The organism is Vibrio sp. 1159, assembly GCF_033340395.1.
In the GTDB taxonomy this organism is placed as follows: Bacteria; Pseudomonadota; Gammaproteobacteria; order Enterobacterales; family Vibrionaceae; genus Vibrio; species Vibrio alginolyticus.
On sequence record NZ_JAWOWL010000028.1, the window covers coordinates 32,635 to 51,248 of the forward strand.

17 protein-coding genes are annotated in these 18,614 nt (G+C 44.5%); 6 read left to right on the top strand and 11 right to left on the bottom strand.

Annotated elements, in window-relative coordinates; all coding sequences use genetic code 11:
• Positions 1-60: 60 nt before the first annotated feature.
• The 11 genes from R7127_RS19115 to R7127_RS19165 all read right to left on the bottom strand — a co-directional run bounded on the left by R7127_RS19115 (position 61) and on the right by R7127_RS19165 (position 14,529).
• Positions 61-1,059, bottom strand: coding sequence for a TRAP transporter substrate-binding protein (locus tag R7127_RS19115; RefSeq protein WP_017634784.1), 999 nt, complete (start codon positions 1,057-1,059; stop codon positions 61-63).
• 212 nt (positions 1,060-1,271) lie between these two features.
• The gene (locus R7127_RS19120) at positions 1,272-2,741 is read right to left on the bottom strand and encodes a protein adenylyltransferase SelO (protein WP_064376287.1); all 1,470 of its coding nucleotides are present in this window, start codon (positions 2,739-2,741) and stop codon (positions 1,272-1,274) included.
• A 176-nt stretch (positions 2,742-2,917) separates the two neighbouring features.
• Positions 2,918-3,730, bottom strand: coding sequence for a hypothetical protein (locus R7127_RS19125; RefSeq protein WP_033906890.1), 813 nt, complete (start codon positions 3,728-3,730; stop codon positions 2,918-2,920).
• A 172-nt stretch (positions 3,731-3,902) separates the two neighbouring features.
• Positions 3,903-6,887 carry a M6 family metalloprotease domain-containing protein gene (locus R7127_RS19130; RefSeq protein WP_318148479.1) on the bottom strand — a complete coding sequence of 995 codons (2,985 nt, stop codon included), beginning with the start codon at positions 6,885-6,887 and terminating at the stop codon, positions 3,903-3,905.
• 360 nt (positions 6,888-7,247) lie between these two features.
• Positions 7,248-8,615, bottom strand: a complete 1,368-nt coding sequence (locus R7127_RS19135; protein WP_005388288.1) for a TrkH family potassium uptake protein — start codon at positions 8,613-8,615, stop codon at positions 7,248-7,250.
• The gene (locus R7127_RS19140; protein WP_005388291.1) at positions 8,612-9,274 is read right to left on the bottom strand and encodes a potassium channel family protein; all 663 of its coding nucleotides are present in this window, start codon (positions 9,272-9,274) and stop codon (positions 8,612-8,614) included. Before R7127_RS19140 ends, R7127_RS19135 begins: the two co-directional genes overlap by 4 nt.
• Positions 9,275-9,524: 250 nt before the next feature.
• Positions 9,525-10,733 carry a DEAD/DEAH box helicase gene (locus tag R7127_RS19145; protein ID WP_085569946.1) on the bottom strand — a complete coding sequence of 403 codons (1,209 nt, stop codon included), beginning with the start codon at positions 10,731-10,733 and terminating at the stop codon, positions 9,525-9,527.
• Between the two features lie 99 nt (positions 10,734-10,832).
• The gene (locus R7127_RS19150; RefSeq protein WP_085569947.1) at positions 10,833-11,573 is read right to left on the bottom strand and encodes a transglycosylase SLT domain-containing protein; all 741 of its coding nucleotides are present in this window, start codon (positions 11,571-11,573) and stop codon (positions 10,833-10,835) included.
• A gap of 210 nt (positions 11,574-11,783) precedes the next feature.
• Positions 11,784-13,028 (bottom strand): NAD(P)/FAD-dependent oxidoreductase, encoded by a 1,245-nt coding sequence (locus R7127_RS19155; protein WP_085569948.1) that lies wholly within the window; start codon positions 13,026-13,028, stop codon positions 11,784-11,786.
• Positions 13,029-13,035: 7 nt separating this feature from the next.
• The gene (locus tag R7127_RS19160) at positions 13,036-14,103 is read right to left on the bottom strand and encodes a class I SAM-dependent methyltransferase (protein ID WP_005388297.1); all 1,068 of its coding nucleotides are present in this window, start codon (positions 14,101-14,103) and stop codon (positions 13,036-13,038) included.
• Positions 14,104-14,130: 27 nt separating this feature from the next.
• Positions 14,131-14,529 (bottom strand): hypothetical protein, encoded by a 399-nt coding sequence (locus tag R7127_RS19165; protein WP_005382272.1) that lies wholly within the window; start codon positions 14,527-14,529, stop codon positions 14,131-14,133.
• A 76-nt stretch (positions 14,530-14,605) separates the two neighbouring features.
• Between R7127_RS19165 and R7127_RS19170 the strand changes: the two genes are divergently transcribed.
• Genes R7127_RS19170 through R7127_RS19195 form a run of 6 tightly spaced genes read left to right on the top strand, consistent with a single transcriptional unit; the run spans position 14,606 to position 18,610 of the window.
• Complete coding sequence (locus R7127_RS19170) at positions 14,606-15,334, top strand: beta-ketoacyl synthase chain length factor (RefSeq protein WP_064376289.1); 729 nt, start codon at positions 14,606-14,608, stop codon at positions 15,332-15,334.
• Positions 15,331-16,098, top strand: a complete 768-nt coding sequence (locus R7127_RS19175) for a lysophospholipid acyltransferase family protein (protein WP_005388305.1) — start codon at positions 15,331-15,333, stop codon at positions 16,096-16,098. Before R7127_RS19170 ends, R7127_RS19175 begins: the two co-directional genes overlap by 4 nt.
• A 13-nt stretch (positions 16,099-16,111) precedes the next feature.
• A complete protein-coding gene (locus R7127_RS19180) occupies positions 16,112-16,372 on the top strand; it encodes a phosphopantetheine-binding protein (RefSeq protein ID WP_005382278.1) in 261 nt (86 codons plus the stop codon).
• A 15-nt stretch (positions 16,373-16,387) separates the two neighbouring features.
• On the top strand, positions 16,388-16,645 hold the full coding sequence (locus R7127_RS19185; protein ID WP_005382279.1) for an acyl carrier protein: 258 nt from the start codon (positions 16,388-16,390) through the stop codon (positions 16,643-16,645).
• A complete protein-coding gene (locus R7127_RS19190) occupies positions 16,645-17,205 on the top strand; it encodes a hypothetical protein (protein WP_064376290.1) in 561 nt (186 codons plus the stop codon). The genes R7127_RS19185 and R7127_RS19190 overlap by 1 nt, the downstream gene beginning before the upstream one ends.
• Positions 17,206-17,209: 4 nt before the next feature.
• Positions 17,210-18,610: an AMP-binding protein gene (locus R7127_RS19195; protein ID WP_172563343.1), complete on the top strand. Its 1,401-nt coding sequence runs from the start codon at positions 17,210-17,212 to the stop codon at positions 18,608-18,610.
• Positions 18,611-18,614 lie beyond the last annotated feature (4 nt).

An 18,614-nucleotide genomic window follows, 5' to 3' on the forward strand; every position in this document is an offset into this window, starting at 1 on the left:
CGTCGTCTGTAGGGGGAAAGAGCCCCCTCAGTTTGAGAGGGCTAAATGTGCTAGGTGTTATTATTTTTGGTTAGACGCCAAAGCGGCTTCGATTAGGTCAGAACCAATGTCTTTTTCGAACTTCTTCCATACTGGTTGAAGTGCAGTGACCCACTCTTGGCGCTGTTCTGGCGTTAGAGTACGAACCACACCACCGGCTTCGATGATATTGTTCTTATTCGCAAGGTTTACTTTGGTTGACTCAGCATTACGCTGCGCAGTTACCTCTTGAATAATGGTATTTAACTGCTCGCGCTGATCATCTGGTAGGTTTTTCCAGAAGTCGTTTGACGTCACAACTAAGTAATCCAGAATTCCGTGGTTCGTTTCCGTAATGCCATCTTGAACTTCGAAGAATTTTTTGCCGTAAATGTTTGACCAAGTATTTTCTTGACCATCAATAACCTTAGTTTGCAAGCCGCCGTAAACTTCTTTGAACGACATTTTTTGTGGGTTAGCACCTAGCTGCTCAAACTGAGCAACGAGTACATCAGAGGCTTGAACACGGAACTTAAGTCCTTCAGCATCAGTTGGAGAAATGAGCGGCTTGTTGGCTGACATTTGCTTCATGCCGTTATGCCAAAACGCAATGCCTTGTAGGCCACGACGTTTCATTGAATTTTTCAGCTTTTCACCCGCTTCCGAGTTTTGGAAACGGTCAACCGCGTCGACATCATCGAACAAGAAAGGAAGATCGAAAAGGCGGTACTTCTTGGTGAATTTCTCAAACTTAGAAAGAGAAGGAGCAGCGAGTTGAACATCACCATTCAGTAGCGCTTCCAACACTTTGTCATCATCATACAGTGTTGAGTTAGGAAACACCTGCATACAGACTTTACCGTTCATCTCTTCGTTGACGCGCTTTTCAAGTAACGAAGCCGCGATGCCTTTAGGGTGTTTGTCCGCGTTCGTTACATGGCTAAACTTGATGACCGTTTCACCCGGGTCACAATTTGCGGCAGCATTAAAACTGGTAACAGCAAGTGCAGAGACAGATAGTAGAGTTAGAGGCTTAAACATTATTATTCTCCTTGTTGAATCACATCCCATCCCGTCCATGAGTAACTAGGTGTTAGGCGATGGGTACGGATATTCAACAAAGAGCAATTAATGGACCATGTTAAAATTTATATGTATTTCAATAAATTAACATAGCCCATTAACATGAATCCGAAGTGTAACGAGTGAATTCCACCCAAGAAAAAGATACAAATGGGTGGGAAATGACCCATTTATGAAGAACAGCTTATCTCCATTTTCTTCCCCCATTCCGGCGGCAATTTCGCGTAATCATCAAACTCAGGTTGCTCATCAAATGGGCGTTTTAACAGTTCGGCCAATCGGTGTAATTCGCTAAAGTCCCCTTCTTCCGCTTTATCAATCGCCAACTGAGCCAAGTAGTTACGCAAGATGTATTTGGGATTGGCTTGACGCATCTGTTTGCAACGCTGTTCGGTTGAAATCAGGCCCCCTAGTTCATCAACCTCTAGCTCACACCGAGCTAAGTACAGTTCAAGCCAAGCTCGCGCAGCTTCTCGGTCGAGAAATAAATCGATTACGGCTTGGGAAGGCGCATTATCAAGGTTTGAAAGCGTTCTGAAGAAGCGAGTGTAGTCCGTTTTGTTCTGGTGAAGAAGCTCAAACATAGCTTCAAACAAACGCCCGTCTTCCGCTATCTTGGTTTTTAAGCCCAACTTCTCACGCATGAGGCGGCTGAACTGCTGGCTTAAATGAACTTCAAATTGACTCAACGACGATTCTAAATCTTCTCGTTCAACGAGTGGCGATAGCGCATGCGCCAGTGCTGACAGGTTCCAAAGCGCAATTCTAGGCTGTTGATCAAATGCGTAACGACCCTGGTAGTCTGAATGATTACAAATGTATCCCGGCTCATAATCATCAAGAAAGCCAAACGGACCATAATCAAAAGTTTGCCCAAGAATTGACATGTTATCGGTATTCATCACACCATGCGCAAAACCAAAAGCTTGCCAATATGCGATCATCTCGGCTGTTTGAGTCACGATGGCGTCAAACATCGCGGCATATGGTTTCTCCGCCGATGCACAATCAGCAAAGTGCCACTCAATCACCTTATCCGCCAACAGCTTCTGCTCTGCTAACTGGTTGGTGTAAAAGAAATGCTCAAAGTGACCGAATCGAACATGGGTTTCAGCCATTCGAAGTAACAAAGCGCCCGATTCCGTTTTTTCTCGATAAACAGGTGTATCACTGACCATCATACCGAGAGCACGTGTCGTGGGAACCCCAAGGCCCGCCATGGCTTCACTGCACAGGTACTCACGGATAGTTGAGCGTAATACCGCTCGCCCATCTCCCATTCGCGAGTAAGGCGTTAGCCCTGCACCTTTGAGGTGAAGATCAAACCAAGTACCATCCTGATGCTCAATTTCTGCCAACAGTAATCCACGTCCATCGCCCAAATCTGGGTTGTAAACGCCAAACTGATGGCCTGCATATTTCATCGCAAGAGGACGAAATTGTTCGAATTCACTTAGCCCAGAAAAAACCGCCAATAACTCATCGTTTTGCTCTGCTGGTAAACCAAACTGCTGTGCAAACTCACCATTCCAAGCGACCCAGCGAGTGTTATCCAAGGGTTGTGGCTCGACCAACGTATAGAACGCTGACGGTAATTGACTAAAGCGATGGGTGAAATTGACCCGTTGCCAAATGGACATGTAGGGTTCCTTAATAAAAAGAAGTACTGTTGTGAGTATACGTGTGAATGTCCCTGTCATTCAGCCATGAAATGGGCATGGGTATTTTGCGTGAATAACGCGAAGGCGGCAGGAAGGTATCAACCTGCCGCAGACCGTCTCCTAAACGGAGGTAGCATGTAAAAACGATCAAAGGGTTAAGCGGAAAATTCTTCACCCGTTTTTGGTGGCTGTGATGGCGTATCAAAACGAGCGCGTTCGATATCCACTACCGTTTTATAGCTCAACGATAACAATGCCAGCTGGTACGCGCCAAAAATACCATAAGCCACACCGACGAGGCTCAACATAAAGAGATTCGTAAAGTGGCTAAAGATCAGCTGACTGAGCAAGCCCGCACCCAATGGAATTAGTCCCATCAAAATGAATACTTGTTTGTTGTATGGTCTGCTCTGGTTCCACGAACGACGCAAACTGCGCGGCTGATGATCCATTGCTGTCGCTGGCAACACAAATGACCATCGCGCCATTACCCAATAGCCAGGAATGCTTGCAATCGTTGTGATAATAGCCATAGCAACAAAGTCGGCTTCACCACTTTCTGCAATGTAGATAAACGACAACACAAAGATCGGGATACCAATAACGAGCATCATCATCAGTCCAAACAGTATCCACCAGCCTATGAAACGGAATTCTCGAGCTGACAAACGAAATACATCCAACGCAGAGTGCATGTAATCGCCGGCTAAATAAATTCGATGCACACGCACAGCCGCCATAGCGGCAACAAGTGGGTACAAAATAATTGTGACGAAATAAAATCCTGCGACATTGCCTTCTTGAACGTTCGCTTGATCTTGCCCCGTCATTTCAGGATACATAAAAGCAAAAATTGAGTGCACGATAATCAACGGAATACAAGCAATAACAATTGCGAGTAGATTCCTTCTGACCATCACTGCCGCTTCTCGGCATATTTCCGAAACAGAAAAGCCCTCGGTAGACATATAACATCCTTAGTTCATAAAAATCGGCCCCTAGGGTAACCGCAGAGTAGAAAAATCGCTTTAAAAATAATGAGAAACACATCTCATAAGACAATGAGAACGAAACCAAAATAGATCAGATAAAAAATAAGCCACTCAATGTGAGTGGCTTATACCGCAATTCAATACCGTTTTAGACGCGACGTCGCCAGCCTAATGTTGCAAGTAACATCAAAGCCCAATAAGAAACACTGCCGCTACCTTCAGAGTTCTTGAATATCGTTGTCTTCAAAGAAGCAACAACCGTCACGATAACTTCCCCCGTAGCAGTGGCACCATGACCGTCTGAAACCGTATATTGCAGCTTGATGCCGTCAGTAGGGCTATCCGGTGCTTGAAAACGGATTTTGCCATTCTCTACACTCGCACTTCCCACACCCGTTACGTTCTGTACGCTTTCTACAACCAGTTTATCGCCGTTCACATCCGAATCATTGCTCGCTGCATCAATCAGAATACTTTCACCAACGGCAACGGTCGCCGTATCTGCAAGCGTAAGTGGCGCTGCGTTTTTCATGGTTAAATCGACGGTAGCACTGGACGTTTCATTACTAGGATCAGTCACGGTTAAACGGAATGTCAGAACCTCACCCGCTTTTGCACCTTGAGGCACCGTAAAGCTTGTGCTAACACTGGTTGCATTGCCAAGAGAAACTGAAGTGCCAGCCAACTGCTCCCATTTATAACTCAACACGTCACCATCAGCATCCGTACTATTTAACGCAGACAACGTGACTCGCTGCCCAACCGTCATGTCTTTATTATCAACATCAATCACGGCCACTGGCGCTTCGTTGCTGCCAAGCACTTCCACCTGCACATTCACGATTGAAGATGAGTACGCACCATCAACCGACAACAAACGATATTGGAAAGTGTCCAGACCAACGAAGTTAGCTTCAGGTTGGTACTGGTTACCAGAGATGGTGCCGTGCTCAGGCTTCTGCACAATGTCCACATTGAACTGATACCCTACCGCCATGAAATCATTGTCCATCAGGTTCAGTTTGATTGGCGTATTTTTATTGGTTTGTAACGAATCAGATTTCGCTTCAACCAAGTTGCTCGCATCCACATTTAATAATGCTGCAAACGGAATATAAGAGAACCCGGCTTTTTCTAGACCAAACGTGCCAATCTCACTGTAATCACCAGTCCACATTACAGGTAGGGAGGCTTTTTCAGTTTTTAGCAAGCGGCCGAAGTCAAAGTTTGCATCAAATTGACCGCCTTCCAATTCAACGACCAATAAGTGCTGACCCGCACTCAATTGGCTTGATTGGGGGAATAAAATTCGAGATGACTTTTGGAAGTTACCTTGCTGTAAAAGCTCAGCGTTGTTTTGATTCAATATTAATCGATAGCCAATGTTTCCAGAAAATGGGAATCGCCAAACTCGATAAGTCATGTCACTTTGAGCGCTATCTCTTTGCGCATAAAGTTGAAGGCCATCAAGCTCTGTATCACTATTCAAGTCCAGTGACACCGCCAGAGAGTTACTCCCACTCGCGTACACATAACCTTGGTGAAGAGAGTTCAGCCATGCTGATTTATTTGGTTCGTTTGTATGCTCAAGAGAAAAGCTACCGCCGTTGGTGTTGCTGGCAATGTTGGAAATACGAACCCCAGTATCAAACCCTGTGATCGCTCTCAGACCCGGGGTCGATGTATCTGAAATGACATCGCCACCATTAGGGTATAAATCGTCAGCGTCACTCCTACCATCATTTTCTAACTCATTCAGACCATCAGCCTGCATGATTTGAACCTGCATCGCGCCAACATCATTAAAGCGGTTCTGGACATTGACCGACGTCGCTAGGATACCTTCAGCCGCCAATGCTCGGTCGTAACCGCTAAAGGTGCGATTTTCCAAGTAAATACGTGGACCAAACTCTTTCAAGTACGGGTCGAGATACACCAGCTTGACATCGTCGTTGTTCACAGAAATAGGCGCTGGACTTTCATGAGTTACCGTTGGTACAACAAAACCAGCAGCGTGTTTGCTCCATGCACTCATGTTCACCGGAGTGTCACCAGCGTATGAATCTCCCGGTTTCTGCGCCCATGAACCGCCACCCATCACGCCCCAAGAGCCAATCGAGGCATCACTGTTCCTTGCGTACAAATCCGGTAAGCCAAGCATTAAGTGACCAAGCTCGTGTACGATCACGCCCAACGTCGCTTGATGATCAACTTGATAGTCAGCGAACACACAATAGTCTGTGATCTTTTTACCATCTAATGTGACATCATTGTGAGAGAATTTGTGCGGCCAAATCGCAGGACGGTTGAGAACCCCTGTTGAACGATCACCCCCCGCAAAAATAAACATGACAGAGAGTTCTGACGGTTCTACGGTACCATTTTGATTGCTGTCGTAGGCCGAAAGATTAAAGTATGGATCCAGTTTTTGATAAGCCTCGGTGAAAACCGCATTCAACTTGGCGGTGCATGTCTTATCAGTCGAACTAGAGTGACAGTTAGGGTGGCTTTGTGCCACAGTCACATCTATCACACCGTCATTGGCGGTGCCGTAACTCTCAAGTGCAGGAACAACTTTGAATTTACCTTGAGAGTTTTTATCAAAGTAATCCACAACGCTTTGACCATTGGTATTAAATACGCGTTGCTCAAAATCATGCACCATTGCTTGGTCATCAAACGAAACTTGCACAACCAATAGGGGCTGCTGCTTCACCGTTGAACTGCTCATCGCCTGGTAACCTTGCGCCGAACGCAGTAGGTTTTTTCGTGCCATCGGCTCAATGGTTTTTAGAGAAGATAATTGCGGTTTAACTTGTAAATCCGGGCGAAACCTCGCCGACTCAGGTGGCTCACTCGACTGCGTTTTCACCACACCTGTCGAGATCAATATTGGCGTGTCTGACTCGCGCTGAATCTGCGCGAAAAACCAAACGCCGTCTTCCTGAAGTAAGGCATTGCCCTGCTTATCTTCAAACCAGTGGAAATCTGCCGTTCCACGTAGAATTGCCTCACTGGAGCTACCATCGCTCAACGCAATAGTATGCCAAACCGGCGATGGCGGAGTAGTTGCCATGCTCTTCCCTGCAAGAAGCGCAGTTAGCATAGCCATGGCGAGTGTGTTGAATTTCAAAGTACGACTCCATCTTTTCGATTCGTTCATTCATACCAAGCACAACAAACACAAAGTAACCCTATGGGCATAGAGTAAGACTGAGTGACTATTGACGAAGGCTGGTATCAATTCGCTCAGATAACACGACGTAGTTTGGTGTCACACTACAAAAGCGTCGGATTCCAAAACGCTGTTATGAGCGTAGCTTCTGAGAATATAAATTGAGTGAATGAATAGTATCGAAACGAAAGGAAGAAGAAATGAACTTCTACGAATTTGTAGGTAAAACTGGGCAACATTCCACATATTCTATAAATGTACGAGCACTGCTATTAATCAATGCTCGTAATGGTCGCGCGGCCATTGTTTAACGCTATATTAACCTGTAAGAACGGCGTCTTCTGGGTATTTGACCAAGGTAGGTTCAGGACGTGCCAACATGTAGGCAAGCGTGAGCGGCCCAATACGACCAATGATCATCACCACGATCATAATGTATTTACCAGGTTCAGAAAGTTCCGCAGTCAAACCGGCGGTGAGCCCCACTGTGGCAAATGCGGAAATGGTTTCAAACATAACCTTATCAAAGCTGGCCTTCTCGGTAAGCATCAATAAAAACATTGCGCTTGTCAGGATGGCTCCGCTCACAACGATAATTGCCAATGACTTAGTCACAGTTTGCCAATTTATGGTTCGCTTAAACATAACCACATGTTTCTTTTGGCGTAAAAAGGTCCACGTAGCCATAAACGCAACAGCAAATGTGGAAACTTTAATACCGCCCCCCGTTGAGGTGGAACCCGCTCCAATTAACATCAGAACAATCATGACCAGTAAGGCTGGCTGGGTAAACAACGCCAAGTCAACACTATTAAACCCTGCCGTTCGAGCACTCGCAGATTGAAAGAATGCCGCCAACCATTGCCCTGTTGCAGGTAAAGACGCCATTGTGTTTGGGTTGCTTCGCTCAAGTAACCAAAACATCATCGTTCCGACTAAGAGCAATATCGGTGTCGCAATCAGCATGATTTTGGTGTGAAGATGCAAAAAGTGGAAACCTTTGCGCCAGTTTAGCCAGATGTCACCCACAACAGTAAAACCAAGCCCGCCAAAAATGAATAGCCCCGCCAGTGTAAAGATAACCAACGGATCATTCACAAAGCTCATCATACTGTCAGAAAACAGCGCGAACCCAGCGTTGTTAAATGCAGAAATTGCATGAAACAAGGCGTAAAACATACCAGTCTGCCAGCCCATTTCAGGGACCCAGCGGATAGAGAGAAAAATAAACCCGATCGTTTCTGCAACAAGCGCGAAAACAACAATCCGCTTTACTAGTCGGTTTAGATTGACTTGCCGATCTTGCCCTAATGCTTCTTTCGCCAGCGCTTGTTGACGCAAACTCAAACGCACGCCGAACATATAGAGTAAGACCGCCGACAACGTCATCTGCCCCAACCCACCGATTTGCATTAAAAACATCAGCAAGATTTTACCCGCAAGCGTAAAGTGTTGCCCAGTATCGACAACACCAAGCCCTGTCACACTAATAGCGGACGTTGCGGTAAACAAAGCATCCGTTATCGACAGGCCCGTAACAGAAAAAACTGGCAAGGTTAGCAATACCGCAGAAGGCAGTAAAACACCGAGAAAACTGAGCAATATAATTCGCGGTTCGTTGCCTTTCGCTTTCTCTTGTTTACCATCTGGTGCGTAAAAAACACCTTTCTGATGAAAATACGTCATAGCGATTTTAATTTATTTGCGAGCGCATCTTGAGGGCCGACCACAATAATTAGGTCACCAATTTCTAGTGTGGTATTAAGGTCAGGTGCCTTGGTAATTTCTGGGCCCCGTTTAAACCCTAGCACTTGCACGCCATCGACTTTGCACAGAGCCAAATCACTTAGTGTCTTACCCATCCAACGAGAGCCAATCACAAACTCCGTCATAGCTAAGCCACTGCCTAATGGGTGGAACTCAAGAACCCGTTTATCGAGCATTTTACGCGCGACACGTATCCCCATGTCACGCTCAGGCATGATAATGTGGTCTGCGCCAATTTTTTGCAGAACACGAGCTTGGAAGCGGTCGTTGGCTTTAACCCATACTGACTTTACTCCCGCCTCTTTAGCAATCAATGTCGCAAGAATACTGGCATTGACATCCGCTCCGATGGCAATCATCACCATGTCGTAATCATCAAGTTTGAGCTCAGCAACCGTCTCTTCGTGAGTACAGTTAGCCACAACCGCCTGACTAACAAAACTGGCGGCTTCTTTAACTCTGTCTTCGTTGATGTCAACGGCTAAAACTTGAGCGCCTGAATCTTGTAACTCTTTACACACTGCCAAACCAAATCGGCCAAGACCAATAACGGCGAATTGCTTATCACCTGTTTTCATTTGTGCCCCATCTTATGCATTCATTAGCAAGCAAAAAAGTTTGCGCCCATTCCTTACCTTGTGCAAACCTGCGGACAGATAATTGACAAAAGCTTAACGCACCTTGATTCACTTTACGTGTTAAGCGTATGACACTGATTAACTTTTTTCCTCATTACCGAATAGAAACCGTCGCGATGGCTACATAATTGGATGCTTAAAAACGCAAAAAGCCGCAAGAATGCGGCTTTTAGATCATGGGATAAACTGGCTATTTTGATTCGCGCTTATCGTGCGGTTTACGTTTATTCTTAGGCACGTAATTTAAAATTGAAATTGGTACTGGCTTTCTTGGCGCAAAACCTTCAATTTCCACTCGCTCTAGCAAGTGCCCTAAACGACTTTCAATCATGCAGAGGTTCTTAAAGTCGTCTTTTGAAACCAGTGATATCGCCTCACCTTTCGCGCCAGCACGACCTGTACGACCAATACGATGTACATACTCATCCGCTGGGTAAGGTAAATCGTAGTTGATGACAACTGGCAGATTATCAATATCAATACCGCGCGCAGCAACGCCGGTTGCGACTAAGTACTGGATTTCACCCGCTTTAAACTTTTCTATTAATTCCTGGCGAACACGCTGATTACGGCCACTGTGGAATGCTTCTGCCACAATGCCACGTTTCTCAAGTTGGCTTACCAGTTTGGCTGCGCCGTGTTTAGTTTCAATAAATACCAGTACTTGCGACCAGTCATTTTCTTTAAGCAAGTGACTTAACAGCGACGACTTCATGTCTTTATCGACGGTCGTGATCCACTGTTTAATATTTGATTTTGAGGCACTGTGCTTTGCAATCGTGATCTCTTCAGGATCAATAATCGCATTTTTCGCCAAGTCACGAACAGGGTTAGATAACGTCGCTGAGAAAAGCAAACTTTGCACATGTTCTGGCATACAGTCGACGATTTTGTCGATCGCATCGATGAATCCCATCTCCAACATTTTGTCGGCTTCATCAAGCACTAGCATTTCCACTTCATCAAAGTGAATCGCGCGTTGACCGTACAGATCAATCAAGCGCCCAGGCGTGCTTACCACAATATCGACACCCTCGATCAAGGCTTGTTTTTGTGGTGCATAATCCACACCACCAAACATCGCCATTGAGCGTAATGGTAAGTTTTTACCATAAGCTTCAATACTTTGATGAACCTGAAGCGCAAGTTCGCGTGTTGGCGTTAGGATAATCGCACGAGCGCGTTTTTTACGTTGCGTTTCGCCTCGACTAAGCTTTTCTAAGATTGGCAGAACAAAACTGGCCGTTTTACCTGTGCCCGTTTGCGCTGCTGCAATTAAATTGCGGCCACGCAATACGATTGGAATGGCTTTTTGTTGGATAGAAGTGGGTTTTTCATAACCTAGCGCTTTTACTGCATCAGCAATCGATGCGCTTAAACCAAGCTTAGAAAATGGCATAGAAAGGTCTCAACAGAGGAAATGGGCGCGTAGTGTATCAGAATCCCCGTGAAGTAACAGAAGGATTCATGCGCGAAAAACTAGGAACATGATACAATCTTAGCCCAGGAAATTGGGCTGCAAACCTTTTTCTAATTTTTTCCTCACTTTGTAGGAAACATCATTAAGCGTGATTTTCCCCGTTTTGTGGCGGTCGATACCTGCATTCTGTCGATAGGCAATTGAGCCTTGTCTGAACAAAACGAAAGACGGCGGTTTACCAATCGCAGCAGGGTAGAGAATGGCCATGTAAGCATCTTCTAAGCTATTAATTTTATTTCGATAGGGCCAATAGTACGCTTTCACATAGTCAAGTTGTTCAAGCGCGCCCATTCTCGCAAGAGTCTTTGTGTTCACTCCTAATGACTCTGCGGTAGAGGGCATAAATTGAATTAACCCTGTAGCCCCGCTTCCGGAACCATTTTTGATGCTTGGACTGAAAGTTTCAGCAGTTTCAAATGCCATGCACGCCATAAGATGATTAGGATTGATCTTTAGCTCTTTACTAATACGGATGACTTTAGATTTGAACTCTGGAGAAACTTTACCTCCCCACGCTACCGCGTTCTCGGGATCTGCAATCGAAGAGACCGTTGATGCGTCATGTTCTTCGACAATTTTAGAAAGTAGAGGAAGCGTTTGGCGTAGTCGATGGCTCGAACTCACCAAGCGAATTGATTTGGTAAGAAACTTGTCTTTTTTTTGGTGTAGTTTTTGGAACTTTACTAACTTATACAGTTGCTTATAAACCGTTTTCACAACGAAGCCGGATGTAGGGAACACTCCCAGAATGTAATCCATTTCCTACAAATTTAATATAAATATCAGCAACAGGAATTCTAGGTGTGATCAATGTCACCATAAAAATTCTCAAATTCGATACACACCGATGTAAGTGGTCAATGTGTCTCCAACACGCTAGAAGTAAAAGTAAAGAGGCATTAAAAAGGTCTTACCAATTTTTTGGTAAGACCTAGGTTTACTGATTCTCGGATAAGCGAATGTATATTCTTACAGTTCAGCTTCCCGAACCAGTTCTGCAAGCGTCGACAAACGCTGCTCACTTTGTTTTACGTAAGGATTATTCGTATCCCAAGCATATCCAGCCAAAATCGCACTAATCATCTGTTTAATACGTGGATTCGGGTTTTGATAGAAAATCACATCTTGCAACGTGCCGTTGTACCAGCCTTCCACATAAGTGCGGAATGTGTTCACTCCCACCATTAAGCGTTGCGAGTACTCTTCTTGCCAATCAACCTTTTCACCATTCAGCTGACGAACCACGCAGTCCGCTGCAAACTCTGCCGATTTCATGGCGATAGTGACACCCGATGAAAATACAGGATCAAGAAACTCACCTGCATTACCAAGCAACGCGTAGTGCTCTGTCGCTAAACGTTTGACGTTAGCAGAATAGCCACCCAACTCGCCTGCTGGATTCGGGTAATTCGCGTTTCGCAATAAAGCAGCCAAACCCGGCTCTTCATTGGCTAACTGCTGCAACGCTGCAATCTTATCTTCTGGGTATTTTTCGAAAAATTCTGGCTCACCCACCACACCAAACGAACAGGTACCATTAGAGAATGGGATTAGCCAGTACCATACGTCGTGATTTTCAGGATGAACTGAAATTAAAATTTTGTTGCGATCGTATTCCGGCTCTTGGGGAGAGATATGATCTTCGATATGGGTAAAGATCGCTTTTCTAGGCGGAAGACAAGAAGGTTCTTCTAGCTCCAACAAGCGTGGTAAAACACGCCCAAAGCCACTTGCATCCAGCACAAAATCTGCTTCGATTTGATAAGCCTTCTTATTTGAGTCGAGCACTTCTAATCGAGACTTTTTCCCTTCAAACACTAGGTTGAGCAGCTCATGCTGATAACGAATCTCTACGCCTTGCTCTTCAGCGCTATCTGCCAATACTTTATCAAAGTTGGCACGTTGAACCTGAAACGTCGTGCCCGGTCCTGGTGTGTATTTGTTTGTAAAGTCGAACTGGGTGTATACACCATTACGACGAAATGCAGCACCATCTTTATACTGGAAGCCAAACTGCTTTACTGCATTGGTCATTCCTGCTTGTTCAACAACTTCCATACATGCAGGGAGTAGGCTTTCTCCTATGGAAAAACGTGGAAAAGTCGCTTTTTCTAAGACAACAACATCTATGCCACGCGATTTTAATAAGGCAGAAACGGTTGAACCTGATGGCCCCGCTCCTACGACAACAACTTGCTTGAGCTCTGTTTTCATTCTGAATTTAGTTTGCTTGTAGTTTTAATAAGGTATGACCAAGGCCAATATTGTCGGTTCTTTCAACGACAGATAAACCTGCCGCTTCGACAATTTCTAAGAAATCATCACTGCGATAAAAGCGACTATTACCGTTAGCTAAACAGGTAAAATAAAGAGAAGTGGCATTAAGGCTATAGGAAGCTCCCGCGTATTTTTGAGCATCCCAAAACAGCTCCAATACGTAAATAGTATCTCCCTTCGTTAACTGGGCTTTAACTTTTTTAAGGATATTGAGGATCTCAATTGGGGAAAAGCAATCCAAGAACTGGCTCATCCACCATACGTCAGCGTGTCCAGGCAATGTTTGTGCTTTATCCAGCATGTTTGCAGGGTATGGACGTACACGCTCGACGAACTGGTTTTCTGAAACATTCTTCATCGCTACTTCTAATTGCTGTGGTAAATCAACAATCGTCACTTGAACGTCAGGGTCATGTTTACAACACTGAATCGCCCATTTTCCCGTATTTCCGCCAATATCCACAAGATGCTTTGGCTTGCTTGCAAATACCTCTTTAAGCAGAAGTGGGAACGAGCGATCCGAATAGAAATGATCGAACTTAAACCAGCTCTGTTTGGCTTGTTCTGGTAACGTCGATAGACCTTGATAGATGGTCTCCCAATTGCCCAACTCTTTCAAACCAGACGGTTTACCTTCTTGAATTGCTTCCGTCAAATGCATCATCGCGGCGTAACAAACATCTGCCGTAAAATCCATGTTTGCATTCGTCATACCATCATGAAGAAGGTAAAAACCAAGGTTTGCAAGCGAATAGTTAGGTCGTTCCCATAAAACAATATGCGCACTAATCGCCATATCCAACAGTACTTTAACACCATATTCTGATACTCCCGTTTTCTCGGCAATATCTGTGGCACTCATGCCTTGAGCGCCAGCGCTGTCTAAAGCGGCTAAAATACCTAAATCTCGAAGCGTTTTGGCGGTCTGGAACACGATTGGTGCAAAAGATAACTTCTGAGCTTCTGTCTTCGCTTCAAAAGCATTAAAAGGGTCATTATTTTGATTTAACACGGAAAAACCTAACTGCAATTAATAGTTTTATTGTTGAGATTGATTGCCCAACAATGCAATAGCTCGCTGAATATCAACATTCAAGTTGTTTACCCAACGATTGTAATTGCGGTGGATTTTGCCATCACTTGCTTTGAGATTTACTGAGTTGAGATAAATAATTGAGTAATATTTATTATTGTATGGGATTTTTACTTCTGCAGAGTGTTTACGAACGTGGATTTTTGCAATAAGAACACCAGGGCTTACTTCTTCGATCGTCCAGCCTCGGTTAGTTGCTGATTGCACTATGGCCATTTTTACTTGTTTATTTTGAAGATCATAAGCAACTGGAGTATCCTCCACGTTCATTACAGGTTGTACTCGTCCACAACCAACAAGAAGCAAAGTTAATAATAACGAGACATACAGCTTAAAACGCGACATGATAATTTCCTTTTTATTGTGAATTTGGGTCAACCCCAATTTGTATCGAGCTGTAAAATAAACAATTTAACCCAATATGCCAAACTCGAAGATCAACATTTCGTTCAATATTGATGCGTGGACAGCGAATTCATTCGGTTTATCCGAATCCAATGAATGGAAACAATGGGCAACAGAGATAAAATGGCCAGAAGATGGCAAAATCAATGTTGCAAATATTCCTGCGATGATGCGCAGAAGAATGAGCCCACTCAGTAAACTGGCGGTACAAACTGCAATCGAAATGCTTAATCAACATCAAGTTGATTACCTTGTATTTTCAAGCCGTCATGGTGAACTGCATCGCAGCGTCGCACTAGTTGAAGATATAATTAATGGAGAAGAGGCGTCTCCGATGGCTTTTTCTCAATCGGTGCACAATACCGCCGCAGGGCTTGCCACTATCGCAACTAAACAACCCATTCCCCTAACTTCTATCGCTGCGGCAGAAAACACATTCCAAAGCGCAATATTAGAAGCATGGCTGTTTTTGTCCGACAATCCTGACAAAAAAGTACTGCTTGTTGATTTTGATGAGCCTATGCCTGACTCTTATTTAGAATATGAAAACCAACAATACCAAGGGTTTGGACTTGGCTTAATACTTTCTCATGGAGACAATTTCGCGATACAAAGCTCCATAAACGCAGAACGTTCCGGTCATCCTCTTCCTCAAGGTTTAGTATTTTTGAAACAATACTTGTTAGATAAAAGCCAGTGGACTATTTTCGCTCCGCAACAAGCTTGGGAATGGCACAAAAAATGACTCGCTTAAATCAGTATTGGCGTGTGCTAGCAACAGGCTTTTGTTTTTCAGTATTTGGGTTAGGTGGTTTAGTACTGAGTTTCATTGTTATTCCGACCATTCGTATTTTTGTTTCAGACCAAACGGAACGCGAATATAAAGTTCAGGGTGCGATTCGATATTCATTCAACACATTTTGTAAATTGATGAAGCTAAGTGGCGCAATCGATTATCAAATTATTGGTGCCGATATTCTTCAACAAGATCGTAATTGTTTAATTGTTGCCAACCACCCTAGTTTAATCGATTACGTTCTCATTGCTTCACAATTAAATCGCTGCGACTGTTTAGTAAAATCGGCAATATGGTCGAATCCTTTTATGAAGCACATCGTAAAAGCAGCCGGATATATTCCCAATGAAGCACCGGATGATTTATTAGCACTCTGTGATGAACGATTTAACAAAGGCAACGTGTTGCTTATATTTCCTGAAGGAACAAGAACAACACCAGGTGTAGAGCCGAAATTACAACGCGGTGCAGCACAAATTGCGGTAAGAACAGAACGAGATTTAAGAGTTGTCCATATTACGGTAACGCCAAGTTTCCTCACAAAAGAGAAAAAATGGTATCAAGTACCGGCAACAAAGCCCTTTTTCAGGGTTGAAGTTAAGGATAAAGTTGAGATTACGCCCTTTATAAAGCAAACTACGTCGCCGACAATAGCGGCGCGACGCTTACAACAGCACCTAGCTGAAAACATTTTTCCAGAAAACTTTTATTAATAAGCAGGTCCCAGTGGAACAGTTACACAACGACATTAAGCAACTTATTATTGATGCTTTAAACCTTGAAGATTTAACCGTAGATGATATTGAAACGGATGCACCACTTTTTGGTGATGGACTTGGCTTAGATTCTATCGACGCGCTTGAGCTTGGACTCGCAATAAAAAAACAATACAACATCGTTATTGATGCCGACGACTCAAATACGCGCGAACACTTTGCGTCTGTAGCAAATCTAGCGAAATACGTTTCTTCTCAAACTAATGAATAAGTTGTAGGTATATTCATGACTGATGTAAATAAAGATCAAGTATTTGAACAAGTTAAAGATGCGCTTGTTGAGCTGTTCGAAATTGACGCAGCCGACATTCAATCAGATGCGCACTTATACCAAGATCTCGATCTTGATAGCATTGACGCCGTTGATTTGGTCGTACACCTACAGAATGTCACTGGCAAAAAAATCAAGCCAGCAGAGTTTAGTGCAGTAAGAACCGTTGACGATGTGGTTAACGCTGTTACTGAGTTATTGAAGGAAAGTTAATGCACCAATTGCTGACTGGTCTGTCTGCAATTGTACTGCTTGCCTACCCCTTCGCCGTCTATTTCGGTATAGATAAATATGGCTTGAACTTAGTTGGGGGCTTGTTAATTGCTGCGTTACTTTTGCGTGTTTTCGTCGCAAATAAGACCCCACTAAAAGAGTTTAAATTCTTGGCGCTCGCTACGGGCGCTGTTGGCATTGTTCTAATTACACTTGGCATGGTGTTTAAACAACACGGGTGGCTTCAGTTTTACCCTGTCGTTGTCAATTTATGTATGCTGTGTGTATTTGGACTGAGCTTAAAACAGCCGCAATCGATCATAGAGAGGCTTGCTCGCTTGCAAGAACCCGACCTTCCGGCTAGTGGCGTGGCTTACACTCGCAAAGTGACGATGGTTTGGTGCGCCTTTTTTACGCTCAACGCTGCCGTTGCACTCTATACCTGTTTCCTACCAGTAAAAATATGGACGCTTTATAACGGCCTCATCAGCTACTTACTTGCTGGTGGCTTGTTCGCTGGAGAATGGATCGTGCGTCAATTTGTTCGAAAGGAACACTAATCGTATGAATACAACGTATTCGAGCTTTACCTCCCTAGCGACCTTGTTCATCGCAGAGAGGTCTGAGCAATCCCCAGCCTCTTACGAGCGCGACACGGTTATCACGTGGGGTGATTTCCAGCAGCACGTCGCAACACTTGCTCAGCAGTTAGAAACCCAACCAACGCAAAACATTGCGTTGTGTTTTGGCAACAGCTACCTGTTTGCCGTTGGCTTTTTTGCTTGTTGTTATGCAGGAAAATCCATTGTATTACCTGGTAATTACCAACCAGAAGCACTCAAAGAGCTCAGTGAGCACTACGATTTGTTGCTGCATGATGCCGATGTCTCGGTTCCAGAACTGGTGAGCTCGCTTTTGATCGAAGCTCAATCATTGCTAGAAACCACCGTGATTAACGAGCCAGAGGCCAAACAACCTTATTTTTGGCGTGAATTAAACCTAGCGGAAATACCGGTAACGCTATTCACTTCGGGTTCAAGCGGCACACCAAAAGCCATTGCAAAAACGCTGAAACAGCTCGATATCGAAGTTGCTATTCTAGATAACCTGTGGGGCGACACGGTTGCCAGCACACGCATTGAAAGCACCGTTTCTCATCAACACATTTACGGCTTGCTGTTCCGCGTATTGTGGCCTTTGTGCTCTGCACGTCCATTTTCAGCACGCAACCTCGAATTCCCTGAGCAAATTGTCCATCACGCCGATGCTGACACCACGCTAGTAAGCAGCCCTGCGTTACTAAAACGACTCAATGAAGAGCATAACCCGGTTGCGATTCGGTGCGTATTTTCATCTGGTGGCCCCCTGCCAAACCAAGCCGCGCAACACAGCCAGCTGTTGTTTGGGTCACTTCCTATTGAAGTTTTTGGCAGCACAGAAACCGGCGGCATCGCTTACCGTCAGCAGCACATAGCCAGCACTCCTTGGACGTTATTCCCTGGTGTTGAAGCCGAGCTTAACCATGAAAATTGTTTAAAGCTCCGCTCGCCACACATTGATGAAAACACTTGGTACCAAACTGCGGATGAATGCTATTTCCATGATAGTATTTCTTTTGAATTGCGTGGACGCACTGACCGAATCGTCAAAGTCGAAGAAAAGCGTATTTCCCTTGTCGAAGTGGAAAAACGTTTAGAGCAATTGCCGTGGGTTCAAGAAAGCGTGGTGATCCCAATGGAAGAATCTGGTCGCCTCACGTTAGTCTCAATCATCGTACTTAACGATAAAGGCGGTGATGTGCTTGATGAACTTGGTAAAGGCAAGTTTTGGCTTGAACTTCGCAAGGCACTGCGCAATTGGTTAGAACCGATCGCTATCCCGAGAAAATTCCGAGTGGTCGACGAAATTCCATTGAACAGCCAAGGCAAACGCCAAGTTGCTGAAATTGAAAAACTATTCCAATAAAGCT

What these genes read in the sequence shown, in the direction of transcription:
- R7127_RS19115 (WP_017634784.1), bottom strand. Translation starts at nt 1,059, where the DNA reads ATGTTTAAGCCTCTAACTCTACTATCTGTCTCTGCACTTGCTGTTACC.
- R7127_RS19120 (WP_064376287.1), bottom strand. Translation starts at nt 2,741, where the DNA reads ATGTCCATTTGGCAACGGGTCAATTTCACCCATCGCTTTAGTCAATTA.
- R7127_RS19125 (WP_033906890.1), bottom strand. Translation starts at nt 3,730, where the DNA reads ATGTCTACCGAGGGCTTTTCTGTTTCGGAAATATGCCGAGAAGCGGCA.
- R7127_RS19135 (WP_005388288.1), bottom strand. Translation starts at nt 8,615, where the DNA reads ATGACGTATTTTCATCAGAAAGGTGTTTTTTACGCACCAGATGGTAAA.
- R7127_RS19140 (WP_005388291.1), bottom strand. Translation starts at nt 9,274, where the DNA reads ATGAAAACAGGTGATAAGCAATTCGCCGTTATTGGTCTTGGCCGATTT.
- R7127_RS19145 (WP_085569946.1), bottom strand. Translation starts at nt 10,733, where the DNA reads ATGCCATTTTCTAAGCTTGGTTTAAGCGCATCGATTGCTGATGCAGTA.
- R7127_RS19150 (WP_085569947.1), bottom strand. Translation starts at nt 11,573, where the DNA reads ATGGATTACATTCTGGGAGTGTTCCCTACATCCGGCTTCGTTGTGAAA.
- R7127_RS19155 (WP_085569948.1), bottom strand. Translation starts at nt 13,028, where the DNA reads ATGAAAACAGAGCTCAAGCAAGTTGTTGTCGTAGGAGCGGGGCCATCA.
- R7127_RS19165 (WP_005382272.1), bottom strand. Translation starts at nt 14,529, where the DNA reads ATGTCGCGTTTTAAGCTGTATGTCTCGTTATTATTAACTTTGCTTCTT.
- R7127_RS19170 (WP_064376289.1), top strand. Translation starts at nt 14,606, where the DNA reads ATGCCAAACTCGAAGATCAACATTTCGTTCAATATTGATGCGTGGACA.
- R7127_RS19175 (WP_005388305.1), top strand. Translation starts at nt 15,331, where the DNA reads ATGACTCGCTTAAATCAGTATTGGCGTGTGCTAGCAACAGGCTTTTGT.
- R7127_RS19185 (WP_005382279.1), top strand. Translation starts at nt 16,388, where the DNA reads ATGACTGATGTAAATAAAGATCAAGTATTTGAACAAGTTAAAGATGCG.
- R7127_RS19190 (WP_064376290.1), top strand. Translation starts at nt 16,645, where the DNA reads ATGCACCAATTGCTGACTGGTCTGTCTGCAATTGTACTGCTTGCCTAC.
- R7127_RS19195 (WP_172563343.1), top strand. Translation starts at nt 17,210, where the DNA reads ATGAATACAACGTATTCGAGCTTTACCTCCCTAGCGACCTTGTTCATC.